Source organism: Escherichia sp. KTE52 (genome assembly GCF_000408325.1).
Lineage (GTDB): Bacteria > Pseudomonadota > Gammaproteobacteria > Enterobacterales > Enterobacteriaceae > Escherichia > Escherichia marmotae.
Map to the genome: position 1 here is coordinate 631,395 of NZ_KE138677.1, position 21,107 is coordinate 652,501.

Here is a 21,107-nt window from a genome sequence, read left to right on the forward strand (position 1 = left end):
GTGTATGCAAGAGGGATAAATAATGAAAACAAAATTGATGACATTACAAGACGCCTCCGGCTTCTTTCGTGACGGCATGACCATCATGGTGGGCGGATTTATGGGGATTGGCACTCCATCCCGCCTGGTTGAAGCATTACTGGAATCAGGCGTTCGCGACCTGACATTGATAGCCAATGATACCGCGTTTGTTGATACCGGCATCGGCCCGCTCATCGTCAATGGTCGTGTCCGCAAAGTGATTGCTTCACATATCGGCACCAACCCGGAAACAGGTCGGCGCATGATATCTGGTGAAATGGACGTCGTTCTGGTGCCACAAGGTACGCTAATCGAGCAAATTCGCTGTGGTGGTGCCGGGCTTGGTGGCTTTCTCACTCCAACCGGTGTCGGAACCGTCGTAGAGGAAGGCAAACAGACGCTGACACTCGACGGCAAAACCTGGTTACTTGAGCGTCCACTGCGCGCCGACCTGGCGCTAATTCGCGCTCATCGTTGCGACACACTTGGCAACCTGACCTATCAACTTAGCGCCCGCAACTTTAACCCCCTGATTGCCCTTGCGGCTGATATCACGCTGGTAGAGCCAGATGAACTGGTCGAAACCGGAGAGTTGCAACCTGACCATATTGTCACCCCTGGTGCCGTTATCGACCACATCATCGTTTCACAGGAGAGCAAATAATGGATGCGAAACAACGTATTGCGCGCCGTGTGGCGCAAGAGCTTCGTGATGGTGACATCGTGAATCTGGGCATTGGTCTGCCGACGATGGTCGCCAACTATTTGCCAGAAGGCATTCATATCACTCTGCAATCGGAAAACGGTTTTTTGGGGCTAGGCCCGGTGACAACGGCACACCCTGATCTGGTGAACGCTGGCGGACAACCATGCGGTGTTTTGCCTGGAGCAGCCATGTTTGACAGCGCCATGTCATTTGCACTGATCCGCGGCGGCCATATTGATGCCTGCGTGCTCGGTGGTTTACAGGTAGACGAAGAAGCCAACCTCGCGAACTGGGTAGTGCCTGGGAAAATGGTGCCCGGTATGGGTGGAGCGATGGATCTGGTGACCGGGTCGCGCAAAGTGATCATTGCCATGGAACATTGCGCCAAAGATGGTTCACCAAAAATCTTGCGCCGCTGCACCATGCCGCTCACTGCGCAACACGCGGTGCATATGCTGGTAACAGAACTGGCAGTCTTTCGTTTCGTTGACGGCAAAATGTGGCTCACCGAAATTGCCGACGGATGTGATTTAGCCACCGTGCGTGCCAAAACCGAAGCTCATTTTGAAGTAGCCACCGATCTGAATACGCAACGGGGTGATTTATGATTGGTCGCATCTCGCGTTTTATGACGCGTTTTGTCAGCCGGTGGCTTCCCGATCCCCTGATCTTTGCCATGTTGCTGACGTTGCTAACATTCGTGATCGCGCTTTGGTTAACACCACAAACGCCGATCAACATGGTGAAAATGTGGGGTGACGGTTTCTGGAACTTGCTGGCGTTCGGTATGCAGATGGCGCTTATCATCGTTACCGGTCATGCCCTTGCCAGCTCCGCTCCGGTGAAAAGCTTGCTGCGTACTGCCGCCTCCGCTGCAAAGACGCCCGTACAGGGCGTCATGCTGGTCACTTTCTTTGGCTCAGTCGCTTGTGTCATCAACTGGGGATTTGGTCTGGTTGTTGGCGCAATGTTCGCCCGTGAAGTCGCCCGGCGAGTACCCGGTTCTGATTATCCGTTGCTCATTGCCTGCGCCTACATTGGTTTTCTCACCTGGGGCGGCGGCTTCTCTGGCTCAATGCCTCTGTTGGCTGCCACACCGGGCAACCCGGTTGAGCATATCGCCGGGCTTATCCCGGTGGGCGATACTCTGTTCAGTGGTTTTAACATTTTCATCACTGTGGCATTGATTGTGGTGATGCCGTTTATCACCCGCATGATGATGCCAAAACCGTCAGACGTGGTGAGTATCGATCCGAAACTACTCCAGGAAGAGGCTGATTTTCAGAAGCAGCTACCGAAAGATGCCCCACCATCCGAGCGACTGGAGGAAAGTCGCATCCTGACGTTGATCATTGGTGCACTCGGTATCGCTTACCTGGCGATGTACTTCATCGAACATGGTTTCAACATCACCATAAATACCGTCAATCTGATGTTTATGATTGCGGGCCTGCTACTGCATAAAACACCAATGGCTTATATGCGTGCTATCAGTGCGGCAGCACGCAGTACCGCCGGTATTCTGGTGCAATTCCCCTTCTACGCCGGGATCCAGTTAATGATGGAACACTCAGGCCTCGGCGGACTCATTACCGAATTTTTTATCAATGTCGCAAATAAGGACACCTTCCCGGTAATGACCTTCTTTAGCTCTGCGCTGATCAACTTCGCCGTACCTTCTGGCGGTGGTCACTGGGTTATTCAGGGGCCATTTGTGATACCCGCAGCCCAGGCACTGGGCGCAGATCTGGGTAAATCCGTAATGGCGATCGCCTACGGCGAGCAATGGATGAACATGGCCCAACCGTTCTGGGCGCTGCCAGCACTGGCAATCGCCGGACTCGGTGTCCGCGACATCATGGGCTATTGCATCACTGCCCTGCTCTTCTCCGGCGTCATTTTCGTCATTGGTTTAACGCTGTTCTGACGGCAACTCTACAGACAGAAGGAATATAAAATGAAAAATTGTGTCATCGTCAGTGCGGTACGTACTGCCATCGGTAGTTTTAACGGTTCACTCGCCTCCACCAGCGCTATCGATCTAGGGGCAACGGTGATCCAGGCCGCCATTGAACGCGCAAAAATTGACTCACAACACGTAGATGAAGTGATTATGGGTAACGTCCTGCAGGCGGGTTTAGGGCAAAACCCGGCGCGTCAGGCATTGCTTAAAAGCGGGCTGGCAGAAACGGTGTGCGGATTTACGATCAACAAAGTGTGTGGCTCGGGTCTGAAAAGCGTGGCGCTTGCCGCCCAGGCGATTCAGGCCGGTCAGGCGCAGAGCATCGTCGCGGGTGGAATGGAGAACATGAGTTTAGCGCCCTACTTACTCGATGCAAAAGCACGCTCAGGTTATCGTCTGGGAGACGGACAGGTTTATGACGTAATCCTGCGCGATGGTCTGATGTGCGCCACCCACGGTTATCATATGGGGATTACCGCCGAAAACGTGGCCAAAGAGTACGGAATTACCCGTGAAATGCAGGATGAACTGGCACTAAATTCACAGCGTAAAGCGGCAGCGGCAATTGAATCTGGTGCTTTTACAGCCGAAATTGTCCCGGTAAATGTCGTCACACGGAAGAAAACCATCGTCTTCGATCGCGATGAATTCCCGAAAGCAGATTCTACTGCAGAAGCTCTGGCTGCATTGCGCCCGGCCTTCGACAAAGCCGGAACGGTCACTGCCGGGAATGCTTCAGGCATTAACGACGGTGCTGCCGCACTGGTGATTATGGAAGAATCGGCGGCGCTGGCGGCAGGCCTTAAACCACTGGCTCGCATTAAAAGCTATGCCAGCGGCGGCGTGGCTCCCGCGTTGATGGGAATGGGGCCAGTACCTGCCACACAAAAAGCGTTACAACTGGCAGGGCTGCAACTGGCAGATATTGATCTTATCGAAGCCAATGAAGCGTTTGCTGCGCAGTTCCTTGCCGTAGGGAAAACCCTGGGCTTTGATCCTGAGAAAGTGAATGTTAACGGCGGGGCTATCGCGCTCGGGCATCCTATCGGTGCCAGCGGTGCACGTATTCTGGTCACTCTGTTACATGCAATGCAGGCACGCGATAAAACGCTGGGGCTGGCAACGCTATGTATTGGTGGTGGTCAGGGAATTGCGATGGTGATTGAACGGTTGAATTAATAAACAAAAACGCCCGATAGCGAAAGTCATCGGGCGTTTTCTTAAACAACGACAGTGAAGGTAACCTCATTAATTACCAGTCAAAACTTTTCACCAGCGTCAGTTCACCAGCATTACGCATCGGGACAACAAAAGTTTCCTGTTTTTCATTGACCGAGCCTTCATCAGTGATGAGCGTCAGTTGAGCAGTCGTCAATTCCGTTTCGCTGCGTCCGCCATAGTAGTTGATATACACCTGATAGCGCCCGTGAATCGGCGCAGGCATAGCGAAAATCTCTGGTCCGTAACCTGTCGTGACATCCATATCCAGTGCGCCACTATTTTTCAGCGCTGTATTACCGTACCAGGCGTGTTCACCATCCGGCGTGACGACATGGAGATCGAGATCGGTATTATCCGTATCCCATGAAAGAACTAACCGTAAACGCGCGCGAATTGCACCAGCCCCCGGTGTAGAGTAAAACTGCATTTTTTGTCGGCTTTGCCCATCGGGGCTGATGACCTGCACACTGTTGCTGCCTTCGGTAAAAATATAAGGGCGCGCAAATGAACCATCAGATTCAATTCTCTGCGGCATACTGGCACCGTTGACCACCAATCGCCCCTGCTGGGTTTTGCCCGCCGCAGCATAATTTTTTATTTTGCCGCGGATCTGCGCAGAGATATTTTGATCATCAGCCATATTGACGGACGACGCGGGGTAATTGATCGATTGTGAAAAACTGGCATCTTCACCCTCTGCCGGATGCCAGCCAGAAAGCGGTGCATCAATTTCGACTTCCTGCACTCCTTCGCTGTGGGCAACAGGCGAAAGTGCCACCAGTAACAACGGAAGAAATATCTTTCGCATAGCATTAGTCCATTAATAATTGTCGGGTCAGCGCTTCGATATAGTTCTCATCCAGCCCGGTGGGGTATCCATCAAAGGCAAGATGCAGGTACTCATGAGTTAAATCCAGTCGATCCTGAAGTGTAAAAAAATTACGAATAAATAGCCTTTTTTGCTGCCGATCGGTATAGGGGAACCCCGAGACTAAACGGCACACCGCGAATACGTCTGGCTCGTTGTACCCCGTCTCGTCTTGTAACGCGCGCCGCCACTGTGGCATTTTTTCCGCCAGCCAGGCTTTCGCTTTCGGTAATAACTGGCAAGTAGAGCGTGGTGCTCCCCAGCGGCTAAGGCTGTTGTTCGGGATAAGCAAAGGCGAGTATCTGGTCGTAACGCTCTCCCTGCCCCGCCTGGACGGTGGCTTGCCGCCAGGACAGCGTTCCTTCAGCAGCGCGGCTGCCATGATAATGAACCGGATCGCCCGCATAGATGAGATCCTGCGTCCAGGCGGTCATCGTCCGCGCGCCCGTGGTGGCTGGCGAAGCAGAAACGCGCTGAGTGGCGCTGCTGTCCGGGATTGTCAGGCAATCGCCTTCCCGATCGGCGTTTTGCTGTAAAAATGTGCGAATCGCCACGGTCATGGCTTTCGCTGCCTCAGGGGGCGTACTTTTCGCCTCGCGATCCAGCACTCTGGCAACGTACTCTTCACGATCGAGATGCGACTGCAATTTCAGTTTGCCATTTTCCGTAAGTAAGGTCGTCTCACCGTGGCTGACCAACGTAATATGGTTACCATTGGCAAACGTCACTCGATAGCGCCCATTGAGCACGCCGGGTTTTACTGCCGTCGTACTCTTTTCCGCAGTGATTTTTTTCACCGGATAACGAGCAAACAGATCCACCAGTACACATTGCCCACTGGCAACTTGCGTCGGTACAGGCAAAACCTGATTAAGAATCGTCGCGTAACGGGTCAATACCGTTTTGCTGGTGCCGCTGCCTGTAACCCATAGCGGCGTACCATCAGTTAACCAACCAGCAAAACCGCCCTGACGGATTTCCTGTTTATCATCGGCAAACCAGCTCCAGGTTTTCACTCGTACCCGACTACCGAGCATGGACGCTACGCCAATTTTCGAATCGTCCAGCACCACGTCCAGTAATATTTCCTGGGCTTTGTTTTGCGCAGGTAACGTCGCCAGTGAATCAAGCAACGATTTAACGGTTACCGACGTTTCGGGTTTCAGCGTAGAAAGCGATGCTAACCAGGTTGGTGCCTGGCGCTGTTGCCAGTATTGCCCCCACGCATCCGCACCGATGTGCAACCGCTGCGGCGAAAAGTAGAGACCACAGGAACGCACCAACGCCGTTTCGCGCGTAATGCTCTCCCCCGCCTGACAGCAATAGACTTCTTCCGGAGAGTTACCGCGACACTGGTAGGGCTGCTCCGGCTGATGAGTATCCTCAAGCCAGGCATAAACATACAGCTTCCATAAGCTCCCTAACGGCGTAGTGAGCGTGTCAGGTAGCGTAGAGACGTTTGTCACGCCCGATGGCGTCAACTGATACAGTTGATCATGCTGCGCCCCCCGCAGTGCCAGTTGTAACGGCGTCTCCTCCGCAAACGTTGACAGCGTAACCAGCGTCAATAGCCAGACGATTCTGCGCAAGTACACTTATTTCACCTGCATCCCGCGCCATTCGCTACCTGCCGCAACGCTTTGCTGCGCAGGCGCATAGGAACGCACATAACGAACGGGCGGTAAAACGAATTGCCCTTTTTGCGAGAAGCGCAGCAGATGGTGGAAAGTGACCGTTCCTGCAAATTCTTTCACCGGCACCATATAAGCCAACTCGCTCATTTCATTACGCGCTTTTTCCAGCAACTGCCCCTGCTGTTTCGCGGTGTTGGGCTTGTTGACTGAGATGCCCCACGTTGTCCGTTCAACATCAGCTCCCGGCGGTAGCGGTACTTCCACCTGACCGTAGCGCAGCGGCGCATCCTGCTCACTGGTGAGAGTGATTTCATCGAGATACAGCGCATCGCTGTCAATCTCACTACTGGTAACCGGCTGCAGAGTAAAGCTCATCTCTTCATCCCCCGGGATCAGCCGATACAACTGGCGTTCAACGGTCACCGGAATGTTACTTTGTTGAGCAGTTTTTGCCGGTTCACGCCAACGGACCTGCACGTTTTGCGACGATAATTCGTCACCAAAAGAGAGAATGTCTGGCACCCCCTGACCAACCCAACGCCAGTATTCGCCCCCGCCAGTCGCCTTTTGTTTAGCCCATGCGCCCGCAGGTGCGGGTAACACTACGGGAGGCATCACTGCCATATATTTCGCCAGCCAGTTCATGGCCAGTGCACGTTCGATACTGGATTGCTGGGCGGTTAAACCACTTAAAATGGCCGCAGCCTGGGTGGAGTCGCCACCGCTATTAAGCAATACAACCGTGTGCGCCAGCGGTTGGTTGCTGTTTGCCGCTTTATCCCACGCATACTGCTGGACCTGTGGCATGACAGTGGACTTCAACTGTGCTTTTTTCAGTAACGTCATGGTTAAAACGTTTGCCACCGCATCCGCCAGCGGAGACTCTGGCGCATCGAGGATCAGGCTATCATTGATATCACGAGTGTCTTCCTCTGAGAGCGCTTTGATTTCTTTCCGGGAAACCGCTTCATCCAGCCCTTTCAGCAACGTTTTGCACGGCAGATTCATCTCCTGCGCCCACGCCAGCACCAGCGCCCGATGCAGTAACGGCATGTTATCCGCCTGCTCTGCGTAGCTGTCGAGCATATGCTGCCAGTATTCAGGTTGTTGCGTTACGCCAAGCGCCTGACTGGCCTGCCAGTCGGCATACCATGCCCATGCTGTCAGGAAGGCATCGCCATTGCCATCTTCACCCCACCAGGTAAAGCGCGCGCCTGGCCCCGCCAGTTGCATCAGCCGCAAACGGTTATCCTGAATCATCTGACGAATGTCGTTGGCGGCAGCACTCTGATGATCGGCAAGCGCACGCCAGGCAAGGCTTAGGGGGAGCAGACGGCTACCGGTGTTGATTACGCCCCCCCAGGGTTCATCGACTAACGCGTCGAGGTTATTACGGAAAATCTCCTGCGGCGTTTCGCTGCTTTGTAGTCGGATGTTACTCGCCAGCTCTGGCAACATCAGCGTGTTATCGCCACCGCCGAGCATGACGTTTTTCTGCTGTTCAACGGACCAGGTGTTATCAACAAAAGACAGTTTTGTGCTAATGCTGTCCTGCACTTGCCCATTTTGTTGCAATTCTGCGCTTAGCAAACCAGATTGCTGAATGTCCTGCGTCAGCGAAATATAGTTAGCCCCTTTATGCAACGTCAGCGTCTGGCGCATTTCAACACCCGCAAATTTACTTACCAGCTCTACCGGTTCGTTATCCTGCTGACTGAAAATAAACAGCCCTGCCGCCGGTTTGTCGCCCAGGCGATACACCGTTGGCATACTCCACTTCATGTAGAGATTTTTTTCCGAGCGCAAATAAGCACGCCCCTGCCCGACCAGCCCGTCGCCGTTCATCCCACGTGCGGTAATGCGCCAACGGGTTAACGAATCCGGCATCAGGAACGTGAAATATGCTTTGCCTTGTTTGTCCGTTGTTAGCGATGGCATCCATGCCGCGGTATCAACCTCTTCGCGCCGTGGGCGTTCCAGCATTTTCACTCGCCGCTCGCTGCGGTTTGTTGCTCCTGGCGCAACCGGCTCGCTGGAGAGTGCCTGGTCGTAGCTGATAAATGACAGGCTGGAACTGGTACGCACATTGTTACGCCCCAGCGGATAGAAAAATTTGCCGATATTTGGCGCAATCTCCGGTTGCAGCGCGTAGATCATTTCATCGACCACGCCAACCGTTAGTTGTGCAGAAACAGGTTTGCCCTTCAGCAATGAGGTTAATTCCACATTTACCAGTTCGCCTGGCTGGTAATGGGTTTTGCCCGTTTTCACCCGAATATCTAACTGGGGAACGGCGACTTTGATCCCGGCATTCTGAAAACTGTACTGCCCGTTACGGGTATACAGCACCGAAAAGGTGATGTTAGGCGCAAAGGTATTACTCACCGGAACGCGGGCTTCATACTGGGTATCGTTTAAACGTTGCAGTGTTAGCCAGCTTGCTGGTTGCGATAACAGCGACCGCTGTTCAACGCGATCACGCTCCAGCGTCAGCAACGCTTCATCAATCGGTTCCGGGAAAGTGATCAGCATCTTCGCGGTTTCGCCGGGCTGGTAGAGCGTTTTATCCGCCACAATATCTACCGTACCGGTATGCGCCATGCTGCCCTTACCACTGACCGCATGGCTTAACCCGGCGAGGATCAGGCCGTCTTTATCACGCAAAGTCAGATTGTAGTTGCCGGGTTTATCGAAATTAACGGTGAAGGATTTACCGCCAGACGCCAGGTCACCGCTGTAGCTTGTGCGGTCTTCCAGACGCAACCACTCGTACTTAACGGGAACCTGTTTTGAAGCCTCCAGTGCGGCATAACGGAACACCACCGGCTCGCCACTTTTGCTGTATTGTGCGGCGGTGCTTAGAGTGTAATGTGCAAGACCGCGTTCAATGAGGATCTCTTTGGTGGTGGTAACACGATATGCCGCGCCGTCGCTGGCGGAGACAGTTAATAAATAACGGCTCGGTTTATCGGCAGCGGGAAGATTTAACGCCACATGACCGCTATCGTCTGAAACCGTTTCGCTGCCTTCAAGCGACACCGGGAAACGCCCGGCATAACGCAAATCGTTGCCAACCATCGACAATTGTTGGGCGCGCAAACTTAACTGCACCCGAGCATTTTTTACTGGCTCACCATCCGGGTAGAGCAGTTGTAGTTTACCGCTGACCGCTTCGTCAGTTTTGAAATCTTTTTTGTCGAGGGCTAAGCCAATCTCAAAATGCGGTTTGATGTAGTTTGCCACGCGAAAACTGCTGCTATAGACCTGGTTGCGGTAAGCCAGGCGTAACTCATAACCTCCGGCAACAGCATTTTCTGGCAGGCGGAAACTCCCCTGCCCGCCATTACGCGCATCAAGCGTGACATTGACGGTTTGCAACAGACTACCGTTGGCATCCAGCACCGAGAGTTTCGCCGGAGCACTTACGATAGGGGATGAATGCAGCGGGCCGTGAAACTCGCGCCCCATCACTTTGACATCAACACGGTCGCCTGCGCGGTATAGCGGGCGGTCGGTAAAGATATACAAACGGGTGTTATAGGTTTCGCTTTCGTAGAAGAAATTCTCGGATACAAAAACGCCGCCTTCAGCATCTTTACCAAGAATGTATGAACGTTCAGGCGATATATGTTGTAACTGCAAGGCACCGCTGTCATCAGTAACGCCGCGAGTCATCACGCCAAAACCGTCAGTCCACAGGATCTCGGAGCCAGGCTTCGCTTCACCCTGCTTTTTGCCAGCGGTCCACACCAGAAGTTCGTTACCCGACACTTTGCTGAGCGCCACGGTATCGGAAACAAATACCACTGTTGTCGCCCGATAACTGCCTACCATCGCCTCGACGAGGTACAGTCCAGGCTCTTGTTTGCCGAGAGGAATATAGACATTGCCCGGCTGCGGCGAGATGAAATTACTGGATGCACCGTCCAGTTTTACGCCTTGTTGTGGCTCGACTGGTTTTGCCTGCCATAGTGGGTAACGAAACTGCTCCACCAGCGGGTATTTCTTCAGCGGTGAAAACGGGTTGTTTTGTACATAACGGGAAGGTTTGATGATGGCATTGCCAAGCTGCAATTCCGGTAATGCCTGAGTTACATTCTGCCGCGACTGAGAAGAGAAAGAACGCTGCATCACGCGGCGAGATTTGCCGTACCAGTTATCCCACAGCCAGGTCAGCGTATTGTTCAGACCGTCGCCCAGATATTGCGGCTGTACCACAATGCGATGCAGGTTTTTCTGCTGACGCAGGAACGCTATTGGGTCAGGAATACGATACAGGCGAACATCCACGCCGCCGTATTCTTCCATCTGATAACGCCGATAATCACGCCCCGGAGCTTCCAGCCGCACTTTAGCCTCTTCATTGCTGCTAAAACTGCTGTCAGCGAGCAAAAAGAATGTTCCCCCGGCAGGTGGCGCATAATTGCTGGAAGGGAGTGAGTCATCAGCGTTAACAAGCCCCGTCCCTGCGAGAGACAAGCACAGACAGGCCGCTATCGCGCCAGAAAATTTAAACGATAAATGCCAATAAAATTGGGATTGGAATCGTTGGGTATCCATCGGGTGTCCTTCCATGTCATAAGTTGTTGCAGACTGACTGCGCGCATTCCGTTGTCAGTTTTCGTAGCGCTTCCGGTGTGGTAGATGACGTAACGCCCCATCCAGACCATTAAGTGCTGGGCATCGCCCTGATCGAAAAAAATCATATCGCCAGGCTGCGCCTGGTTTATGTCCAGGCCAATAAAATGGCTGTTGTACTGAATCAAATTAATCGCTGTCACATAGGGGCCGGTTTTGTCGTTCCCCTGATTCCAGTTTTGTGCCAGTTGCCGCTGTTCAGGTGTTAGCGTCATCTCTGGCGGCAAATACTGACTTGCTATACCGTTACTTTTTAGCCATTTGCTGTCGTGAACTTTCAGTGCCTCGTTCGCCGCAAAGCGCACCAGTCCCGCACAATCCTGCTGATACCAACGCGGACTTGGCCCCTGGCGTAGTTGTTCTTGTGCAATGCGCACAAACCAGGCGCGAAATAGCCCCGATTGTTCGACATTCAGCCTTTCGCTATGGGCAACAAAACAACACAGCCAACAGATCAGCGCCAGCAACCCGTGTCTCATAGTGGCTGCCAGGTAATGGGTATCCACTGCCAGGCGGCACCGGGTTCCATCTGAGCCAGCTTTATGACATAGCGAGGTTGTTGAGATAAAGCGTCCAGCTTCGGCATTAATAAAGTTTGCGCGGCATTATAAAAAACCGGTTCGAGGTTCTTCGGCAGACTGGTCAGCGTTTCGTTGCGCAACAATTTCGCCACGCCTTGCGGATTCACATAAACCGGAACCACACCACCGACCGGAATTACATCCACCATTGCCGGTCGCGTTTTATTCAGTGTTTGCAATGCGTTATTCACCAGCGTGTCATCCAGGGAGAAAAGCAACGTTTTATTTTGCATCGCCAGCGACACACGGAAAAAGGACGCTGACATAAGTTGTTCAGGTTGTGCTGCCTGTGCGGCTGGGTACTGGCCGTAACGAGAACTGACTTCCCGACGCCATATTCTGGCCTCTCCTTGTTGTGTTTCCGTCACCGGCAGTACACCTTCCGGCGCTTTGCTTTCGTGCGCGCCGATATTTTGGCTAAACAGTTTCCCTGGTAGTTGCGCCTGTTCGGCTGTGCCATCAAACTGACCAACAAATAACGGTGTTTGCAGTTTTGAGTCTTCATACCAACACAGTCCGGCTGCACCATCTAACGCCCCGTTCAACTTGTCGTTTTCCTGGCTGATGTGCGAAAGCATCTCTTCGGCAATACCGTGCGAATACGGCACAGCTACGCAGAAGCTGGCACCAGCAGGCATACTGTTCCATACCGGAGTGAAATCGAAACTGGCATCTACACTGGCGGATCCATCATTTAATGCCAGAAAGCTGTGCCAGCCGTCGTTGTTCATTTCGAAGCGCACACCGGCAAAAGATGGGATAAGTCGCTGGTAGCCAAAGCCCAGCAAATTTGCGCTAACCACGATACGCTGACGTACTGGTGTTTTTCCGGCAGTACGCTCTTCCAGACCAAAGCGGGTTTCCCAGCGTTTTTTGCCGCTCAACAAATCACTCGCGATCGCCGTCGCTTCGCTATCCTGCTGGTCGTCTTTAAACAGCATATCCGTACTGGAGAAAACCAGCATTTTGTCCTGATAAGTCGTGAACATCAGTGTGTTATTGCTGTTATAGCGCAACTGATAAACAGGAATAGTTTCATTATTTATCTTGATGCTGCTGATTTCCGTCTTGCTTAACTGGCTGTCGCTGGTGGCAGCAAACAGTAACGGTTCCAGTAATTTACTTAAGCCACTGCGCTGAATCAGCACCATATAATGTGAAAGATGTCCCTGTTTATCGTGCCACAGCGCCGCCTGCGCAGGCTGGTCTAACAACGAGGAAAATAACTTATCTTTCAGCGTGAGATCGTGTTCATAGACAATGCGGCGAATGCTGCCTTCAATGCCCAGACGGTCGGCATGGTTCTGATAATAAAAAACAAAATCTTCGCTTAAAACATCATGGAGAAAAGGAATTGTGAGGAGATCTTTGGGGAGCTGGCTTAGAGAGTCGCTGTCGAGAAAGAGGTCCGGCTCATTGAGATCGATTTGCAGATTGTTGTGCACCACCAGTGGCGACAAGGTTTTTTCTGCTCCACTGCCAGTGTATTGCAATGCCCAGACGCCTGCGGAAAGCAGTGCTATTGCCCCAAAACCTACAAGGCCATAAAACCGCCAGCCTTTCGCCTTTTTTTCACCACTCATTGCCACATTCCTTGTGTAAAACCAGCCATTTTTTATGGGCGATGTAAAACTTTATCGCGCCCTAATACGACAAAAGCCCAGACTTTGCAGTCTGGACTTTTCAATTCAAAAAAGGGAAACAGCTCCCTTTTGGCATGAAGCGATGAAATTATTCTTCTTCTGGTTCGTCGTCAACGTCCACTTCCGGAGCGATTTCATCGTCCCCTTCCGCAGCACTGCCGTCGATAGTATCCAGCTCTTCGTCGTCAACTGGCTCTGCGACACGTTGCAGCCCCACCACGTTTTCATCTTCCGCTGTACGGATGAGGATAACACCCTGAGTGTTACGACCAACCACACTGATTTCCGAAACACGTGTACGCACCAGCGTACCGGCATCAGTGATCATCATGATCTGGTCGCAGTCATCTACCTGCACCGCACCAACCACTAACCCGTTACGTTCAGTGACTTTGATGGAGATAACCCCTTTTGTCGCACGCGACTTGGTTGGGTATTCCGCCACCGCAGTACGCTTACCGTAACCGTTTTGCGTTGCGGTAAGGATTGCACCATCACCACGTGGAACGATCAGAGATACGACTTTATCACCTTCGCCTAAACGGATACCGCGAACACCAGTGGTGTTGCAGCCCATCGCGCGAACAGAAGATTCTTTAAAGCGCACCACTTTACCTTCAGCGGAGAACAACATCACTTCGTCTTCGCCGCTGGTCAGGTCAACGCCAATCAGTTCATCGCCTTCAACCAGTTTGATTGCCACTTTACCAGCGGTACGCAAGCGGTTGAATTCGGTGAGGACGGTTTTCTTCACAGTGCCGTTAGCTGTCGCCATGAAGACTTTCACGCCTTCTTCAAACTCGGTCACCGGCAGAATGGCGGTGATACGTTCGTCCTGTTCCAGCGGCAACAGGTTAACGATCGGACGACCACGTGCACCACGAGAGGCTTCAGGCAACTGATAAACCTTCATCGAATAAACGCGACCACGACTGGAGAAGCACAGAATATGATCGTGGGTGTTCGCCACCAGCAACCGGTCGATAAAGTCTTCTTCTTTTATACGTGCGGCAGATTTACCTTTCCCGCCACGACGCTGCGCTTCGTATTCCGAAAGCGGCTGATACTTCACGTAGCCCTGGTGAGAAAGCGTTACGACCACATCTTCCTGGGTGATCAGATCTTCCAGGTTGATATCAGCGCTGTTAGCCGTGATTTCAGTACGACGTTTGTCACCAAACTGTTCACGAACCAGTTCCAGTTCTTCACGGATCACTTCCATAAGGCGATCGGCACTGCCAAGAATACGCAGCAGTTCAGCAATCTGATCCAGCAGCTCTTTGTATTCGTCGAGCAGTTTTTCGTGCTCAAGGCCGGTCAGTTTCTGCAGACGCAGATCCAGAATCGCCTGAGCTTGCTGTTCGGTCAGGTAGTACAGACCGTCACGCACGCCGAACTGTGGCTCCAGCCATTCCGGACGCGCAGCATCGTCGCCCGCACGTTCCAGCATCGCGGCAACGTTGCCCAACTGCCACGGATTGGCAACCAGCGCAGTTTTCGCTTCTGCCGGGGTCGGCGCATGACGGATCAGCTCGATGATCGGATCGATGTTCGCCAGCGCCACGGCTAATGCTTCAAGGATATGAGCACGGTCGCGCGCTTTACGCAGTTCGAAGATGGTACGACGCGTCACCACTTCGCGGCGGTGACGGACAAACGCTGCGATAATGTCTTTCAGGTTCATGATCTTCGGCTGACCATGATGCAATGCCACCATGTTAATACCGAAAGAAACCTGCAACTGGGTCTGGGAGTAGAGGTTGTTGAGCACCACTTCACCGACCGCATCGCGTTTAACTTCAATCACGATGCGCATACCGTCTTTGTCAGACTCGTCACGCAGCGCGCTGATGCCTTCCACGCGTTTTTCTTTTACCAGCTCCGCAATCTTCTCGATCAGGCGAGCTTTGTTCACCTGATACGGAATCTCGTGGACGATAATGGTTTCACGCCCGGTTTTGGCGTCAACTTCCACTTCGGCACGCGCGCGGATATACACCTTGCCGCGACCGGTACGGTAAGCTTCTTCAATGCCACGACGACCGTTGATGATTGCTGCCGTCGGGAAGTCTGGTCCCGGGATGTGTTCCATCAGCCCTTCAATGCTGATGTCTTCATCTTCGATATACGCCAGACAACCGTTGATCACTTCCGTCAGGTTGTGCGGCGGGATGTTGGTTGCCATACCTACGGCGATACCGGAAGAACCGTTCACCAGCAGGTTAGGAATTTTGGTCGGCATGACGTCCGGAATTTTTTCCGTGCCGTCATAGTTATCAACGAAATCGACCGTCTCTTTTTCGAGATCGGCCATCAGTTCATGGGCAATTTTCGCCAGACGGATTTCCGTATAACGCATTGCCGCCGCGGAGTCGCCGTCGATAGAACCGAAGTTGCCCTGACCGTCTACCAGCATGTAACGCAGCGAGAATGGCTGCGCCATACGGACGATCGTGTCATAGACCGCCGAGTCACCATGGGGATGGTATTTACCGATTACGTCACCAACGACACGGGCAGATTTTTTATAGGCTTTGTTCCAGTCATTGCCTAGTACGTTCATGGCGTAAAGTACGCGACGGTGTACCGGCTTCAGGCCATCTCGGACATCTGGCAGCGCACGGCCAACAATGACCGACATCGCATAATCCAGATAGGAGCTTTTCAGCTCTTCCTCAATGTTGACCGGTGTAATTTCTCTCGCAAGGTCGCTCATCTAACCGCTATCCCTCTACTGTATCCCGGATTCAAAGGTCGCAAATTATAACACAGCCGCGCAGATTGAGGTAAACCTATACGCTTTATTCACCTGCAATGCCTGATATACTCGCTTGTCTTGCCAATTACGGAGTAGAAGTGCCAATGAATGCCGAAAAATCGCCGGTAAACCATAACGTAGACCACGAAGAGATCGCTAAATTTGAAGCCGTCGCCTCCCGCTGGTGGGATCTGGAAGGCGAGTTCAAACCACTGCACCGCATTAACCCGCTGCGTCTGGGCTATATTGCCGAGCGTTCCGGCGGTTTATTTGGCAAAAAGGTGCTTGATGTCGGTTGTGGCGGCGGCATTCTGGCTGAGAGTATGGCGCGAGAAGGCGCGACGGTGACCGGTCTGGATATGGGCTTTGAGCCATTGCAGGTAGCAAAACTTCACGCACTGGAAAACGGCATTCAGGTGGAGTACGTGCAGGAAACCGTTGAAGAGCACGCGGCAAAGCATGCCGGACAGTATGATGTGGTAACCTGCATGGAGATGCTGGAGCACGTTCCCGATCCGCAGTCAGTGGTCAGAGCCTGTGCGCAATTAGTAAAACCGGGCGGCGATGTCTTTTTCTCAACGCTTAACCGCAACGGCAAGTCGTGGCTGATGGCGGTAGTCGGCGCGGAATATATTTTGCGCATGGTGCCAAAAGGCACGCACGACGTGAAGAAGTTTATTAAACCGGCAGAACTGCTGGGTTGGGTGGATCAGACCAGTTTAAAAGAACGTCATATGACCGGACTGCATTACAACCCGCTCACTAACTCCTTTAAGCTCGGCCCCGGCGTTGATGTGAACTATATGCTGCATACGCAGAATAAGTAAGATTGTAAGCCGGATCGCACCGAATCCGGCAACGATGCCAATGCCTGATGCGACGCTTGCCGCGCCTTATCAGGCCTACAAACGCTCCAGTAGGCCGGATAAAGCATTTACGCCGCATCCGGCAACGATGCCGGGCGGGCAGTAATTACCATTTCACCGTCATCGACAAAAATCCTGCCGTCTGGGCAAAATCATCACTTCCCTTCTGCCACGCCACGCTGCCGCGCAGGGAAACTCGCTGGCTAATATTGCCTGTTATCCCCACTTTTATTTCACCACGCTGCTTCGCCACATCATCGCTAATATTGCTGCCATCTTCTTCAATTTCTGCCGAATGAGGATCGTGATAATAATTCAGATCCAACGTTGGCGTGACATGAACGACGGTATGCCATTCGCTGTGTAATCCCAACCGCATCTGAATATCATCACCCTGCGATTGGGACACCCGAGCACGGTTAGCGGCGGTGAAATCATTTTGCTTCACGCCCTGATAGACAACCTGCGCTTGCGGTTCAATTAATACGCCGCGCATCGGTAACCACTGATACCCCGCCTCCAGCGACGCAACGATCCCTGATGAACGATAATGGTCCACACCATCGCCTTGCTCGCTGACATCGTTATTAAACCAGGCATATTGCAGCCAGCTATCAAGCCATGCCCCCTGCTTTTGACTGCCATGCTGAAACCAGCTTGATGTCAGACCAACGGCATAACCGCGGTTCTGGTTATCGGCACGGGTTGAGGTGATATTCGAGCGACTATATCCCTGGTTATTGCTGTAGCTTCCAACGCCCGCCAGTGTCCATTCGCCATCATCCCCCCAGTTTTCACTTAACAGGTTGCCACTAAGCTGTATCGTAGAAGTGTCTTCGTGCAGGGCCATTTGCCCCACGGCAGTGTAATGCTCGTGCCCACCCAAAATGCGTAAATGTAGCGATTGACTGTTGCCACCGGCATGGTCGCGTCTCTCCATCACAAATGCCTGGTTTACCGCTCGCAGGTTATTAAGATATCCCCCGGTTTTCGCATTCAACACAGGCTGGTAAGCAGGCATCGGGGTTGGTGCAGGATCAGGCGTGGGATCGGGAGTCGGTTCCGGCTCAGGTAGCGGCGTCGGAGTCTCTTTTTGCGAACGCAAATACCAGTCGCTGTTATCTTCCACCAACATATAGTCGTAAGCACCCATATTGACGTAGCCGCTGCCCGCCAGACTAAACTGCGCATTGTTCTGAAATTGTGTGGGATCGGCATTGAAATCAACCACTTTAATACCTGTGGATGTCGGCTCGCCAATGCCAGTAATCGGGTTAATCACTACCGTGGTGTTACCGGAGGTATTGCCGTTAAGTACCAGCAGATCGCTTACAGAATCATTGCCGTCTAATTCACTATCGAGCAGCAACGTACCGCCGCCATTGTAATCGCCATTCACCGTCAGTGTGTCGCCAGCAGCACCATTTTGCAGACTCACCTCACCGGAAGTATTGGTCAGATCACCATTGACCGTCACGTCTGAAAGGTAAGTCAGGCTGTCAGTTTCAAGATTGGTATTAAGCTCACCGGTCAACACCGTACCATCGGAGACATTGACCAGAGTACCGCCACCGATAAACAGTGAGGCATCCAACGCGGCGGAAGTCTCCTGTCCGGTTAAACGTAAGACGGTGCCATCGCTGATATCGATAGTGCCGCTGGAAGTCGCATCAATAGACTGAATATCCTGATCCGCACCAGTCTCGAACGTAGCCCCATCACCGACCCACAACGACGAAACATAAGGAAAGATATCCGCAACATCACCTTTCAGCGTGCCTTCCTCCACTCGCACCGCCGACTGCGCCGTACCACTGGCGGTCAGTTCCAGGGTGCCTGTGCCTGTTTTCGTTAGTGTGCTGCCAGCATCCTGATCCTGCCCACTACTGTCGGCCATCAACGCCCCCCATTGCGTGTAGACCCCCGCATCAACTGCGACTTCACCATCAGCGCGCATTTCGATATTACGCCCATGCCCCGCCGTCGCTGAGCATGTGTCAACATCTGCAGTTATCTCCATTACACTATTTTGCTGGTTATCGGTAAAAATGACCTGACGGTTGTAATCCGTATCGCCAAGCTGTGAATTATCGCTAACGATCAGCGTTCCCGAAGCGATTTGCGTAGTGCCCAGATATGGATTGTCATTCGCCAGGCTTACCTGTCTATCACCTGCATCCACCACCACATAGACACCTTTTTTCCCGTCATCGCCAATATGCAGATCGTCGCCGCCATAGAGATCGGCAACGTCCTGACTGCCAATCACCGTGCCGCCACTGCCGCTAATTTCCAGACCATCGTTTTCTGCCGTACCACTCTGCCAGGTAGTAAAATCGGAAAGATCCAGCACACCATTGTTTAGCACGATTGACTGTGGATCGTTCTGCATCGCCGCCAGGTCATCAGCATTACCGGTTAAGGAGAGAATCGCCCCGTCTTCCACCACAATATCGCCGGTCAGTGCCATCGACTGCGCTCCCGTCAGGACATAACTACCGTTTTCAGCAATAGTCAGTTGCCCATCCCCCTGAACAGTCCCGGCAAAACCGCCCTGGTTGACAGTAACATTACCACCGGCGTCAATATTTAAAGTGCCATTCTGAAAACCCGTTAACGAATGTACAAATGTTTGCTGAGTCGTTCCAACGTTAAGCTCAGCCTGATTATCTGTCTGTCCGATACTGCCAACGCTCAGACCATAGCAATTTTGCGGATTGTTTTGGCACTGATTGTCACCAACATTCATCAGCGAATTATTCCGCCCCAACATGACTTCACCGTTTTTAATTCTCATCTCACCGGTAAAATCATTGTTATCGGCGTTAAGCACCAGTTCGCCCGCTCCGGCTTTGGTAATAAAGCCCGTCCCCGCAATGGAATCGATAGCCCCATCATTTTTCGTACTGCCAATGATCAAAGTTTTACCAGCCGCAATATCAAAACGGATCTCACTTGACCCCATATACAGAAAGCCTCCTGCCGCTGCCGAAGCCTCTTCACCGTAAGCAGATGCACTGTTATTCACATCTAATAATACGCCCTCGTTCTGGCTATAACTGTCATCAACAGCGATATCAATAAGATAAGGAGAAATTGCGTTGCTGGTATAAATTGCACCACCATAACCTTCGGCAGTGTTATTTATAAATGAAGTATTATTAATGACTGTAAAGCCTGATGGATGTGTTTTATCGTTATTATTATCGGTAATATCGATAGCTCCACCATCGCCATCACTGTAACTCGTTGATGTATATGCCTGATTATTATTAAAAACCGTGTTATTTAAGTAGACATTATTATTAATTGAATATATTGCGCCACCTTTGCCATCGTTAGCAATATTATCTGTAAATACAGCATTGGTGACGCTAAGATCAATATCACCAGCGTCATTTGTTCCCGCGGAATAGATCGCCCCCCCATACCCCCCTGCCACATTGCTGTCAAAAATAACCTGAGTAAGATTCAGCGTTGAATTTTCTTTCGCAAAGATAGCCCCGCCATTATTATACTCACCACTCACGGTATTATTTTCAAACAGCGTCATCCCTGTTCCGTCTTGTGCTGACAATGTGAAATTGGCACCTTGTTGTAAAAATACCGCACCTCCACTGGTATCATTTTTCATAGAAGAAAAAATAAGCCATTGCCCGTCAGCAACATTCCAGACCTGTGTACTACCTGAAAGGCTCTGGCGACTGGCCCGGCAACTGGCTATAACGTTAACACCCTGACATGAAGGCATAATCTGCGACGCTGCATTCGCTCGTGTAAACGCACATGCAACGACAGCCAGAAAAATTAAGAGATATTCTTTCCTGATAAAAACAATCCATTTTTTATTCATAATCTGACAGCCTGTGAGAAATAACACGCCATCATTAAAAGACATATTACGATTGTAGATAATGACTAATTGTAAGCAAGAAGAATTTAAAACCTATATACTAAAAACATTATCTTCTGAAATAGATTAATTATTCTTTTTGATATTCACTAAATTATGAAATAACAATAATTAAAACACATCAAACTGATTAATTCGTTTCTTGTTTACCTGGAATAATCAACATCGCAAATTTTTATTTCACATCTGCTGATTAAAAAATACCGCTTCCGTGAACCACAACCATTTACATTCGCTCACATCATAAACATAACATTAAGTCACAACGTGATATGAATTTGTGCTGGTATCAATT

General features: G+C 51.7%; 11 protein-coding genes and 1 pseudogene. 5 read left to right on the forward strand and 7 right to left on the reverse strand.

Annotation, left to right across the window (positions count from 1 at the left end):
• The first annotated feature begins 22 nt into the window (after positions 1-22).
• The 4 genes from atoD to atoB are packed head-to-tail and all read left to right on the forward strand — an operon-like array spanning position 23 to position 3,869.
• A complete protein-coding gene (atoD, locus tag A1SC_RS14130; protein WP_000850523.1) occupies positions 23-685 on the forward strand; it encodes an acetate CoA-transferase subunit alpha in 663 nt (220 codons plus the stop codon).
• Entirely contained in the window at positions 685-1,335 is a 651-nt protein-coding gene (gene atoA / locus A1SC_RS14125; RefSeq protein ID WP_000339068.1) for an acetate CoA-transferase subunit beta, read from the forward strand. The genes atoD and atoA overlap by 1 nt, the downstream gene beginning before the upstream one ends.
• Positions 1,332-2,654, forward strand: coding sequence for a TIGR00366 family protein (locus A1SC_RS14120; RefSeq protein WP_000580268.1), 1,323 nt, complete (start codon positions 1,332-1,334; stop codon positions 2,652-2,654). Before atoA ends, A1SC_RS14120 begins: the two co-directional genes overlap by 4 nt.
• 30 nt (positions 2,655-2,684) lie before the next feature.
• Entirely contained in the window at positions 2,685-3,869 is a 1,185-nt protein-coding gene (gene atoB / locus A1SC_RS14115) for an acetyl-CoA acetyltransferase (protein ID WP_016262166.1), read from the forward strand.
• A gap of 73 nt (positions 3,870-3,942) precedes the next feature.
• Here the strand turns inward: atoB and A1SC_RS14110 are convergent, their stop codons facing one another.
• The 6 genes and pseudogenes from A1SC_RS14110 to gyrA form a co-directional block, all read right to left on the reverse strand.
• Entirely contained in the window at positions 3,943-4,719 is a 777-nt protein-coding gene (locus A1SC_RS14110) for a YfaP family protein (protein WP_001225842.1), read from the reverse strand.
• 4 nt (positions 4,720-4,723) lie between these two features.
• Positions 4,724-6,374 (reverse strand): annotated as a pseudogene (locus A1SC_RS14105) (YfaQ family protein).
• A complete protein-coding gene (locus A1SC_RS14100; RefSeq protein WP_232019550.1) occupies positions 6,375-10,973 on the reverse strand; it encodes an alpha-2-macroglobulin family protein in 4,599 nt (1,532 codons plus the stop codon). It lies immediately after the preceding pseudogene.
• Complete coding sequence (locus A1SC_RS14095; RefSeq protein WP_001516750.1) at positions 10,907-11,530, reverse strand: DUF1175 domain-containing protein; 624 nt, start codon at positions 11,528-11,530, stop codon at positions 10,907-10,909. The genes A1SC_RS14100 and A1SC_RS14095 overlap by 67 nt, the downstream gene beginning before the upstream one ends.
• A complete protein-coding gene (locus A1SC_RS14090; protein WP_016248986.1) occupies positions 11,527-13,215 on the reverse strand; it encodes a DUF2138 domain-containing protein in 1,689 nt (562 codons plus the stop codon). The genes A1SC_RS14095 and A1SC_RS14090 overlap by 4 nt, the downstream gene beginning before the upstream one ends.
• Positions 13,216-13,363: 148 nt before the next feature.
• Complete coding sequence (gene gyrA / locus A1SC_RS14085) at positions 13,364-15,991, reverse strand: DNA topoisomerase (ATP-hydrolyzing) subunit A (RefSeq protein ID WP_001281278.1); 2,628 nt, start codon at positions 15,989-15,991, stop codon at positions 13,364-13,366.
• A gap of 146 nt (positions 15,992-16,137) precedes the next feature.
• On the opposite strand from gyrA, the gene ubiG reads away from it, so the two are divergent.
• Positions 16,138-16,860: a bifunctional 2-polyprenyl-6-hydroxyphenol methylase/3-demethylubiquinol 3-O-methyltransferase UbiG gene (ubiG, locus tag A1SC_RS14080; protein WP_016262170.1), complete on the forward strand. Its 723-nt coding sequence runs from the start codon at positions 16,138-16,140 to the stop codon at positions 16,858-16,860.
• Positions 16,861-17,005: 145 nt separating this feature from the next.
• Here the strand turns inward: ubiG and yfaL are convergent, their stop codons facing one another.
• On the reverse strand, positions 17,006-20,752 hold the full coding sequence (yfaL, locus tag A1SC_RS14075) for an AIDA-I family autotransporter adhesin YfaL/EhaC (RefSeq protein ID WP_016262171.1): 3,747 nt from the start codon (positions 20,750-20,752) through the stop codon (positions 17,006-17,008).
• Positions 20,753-21,107 lie beyond the last annotated feature (355 nt).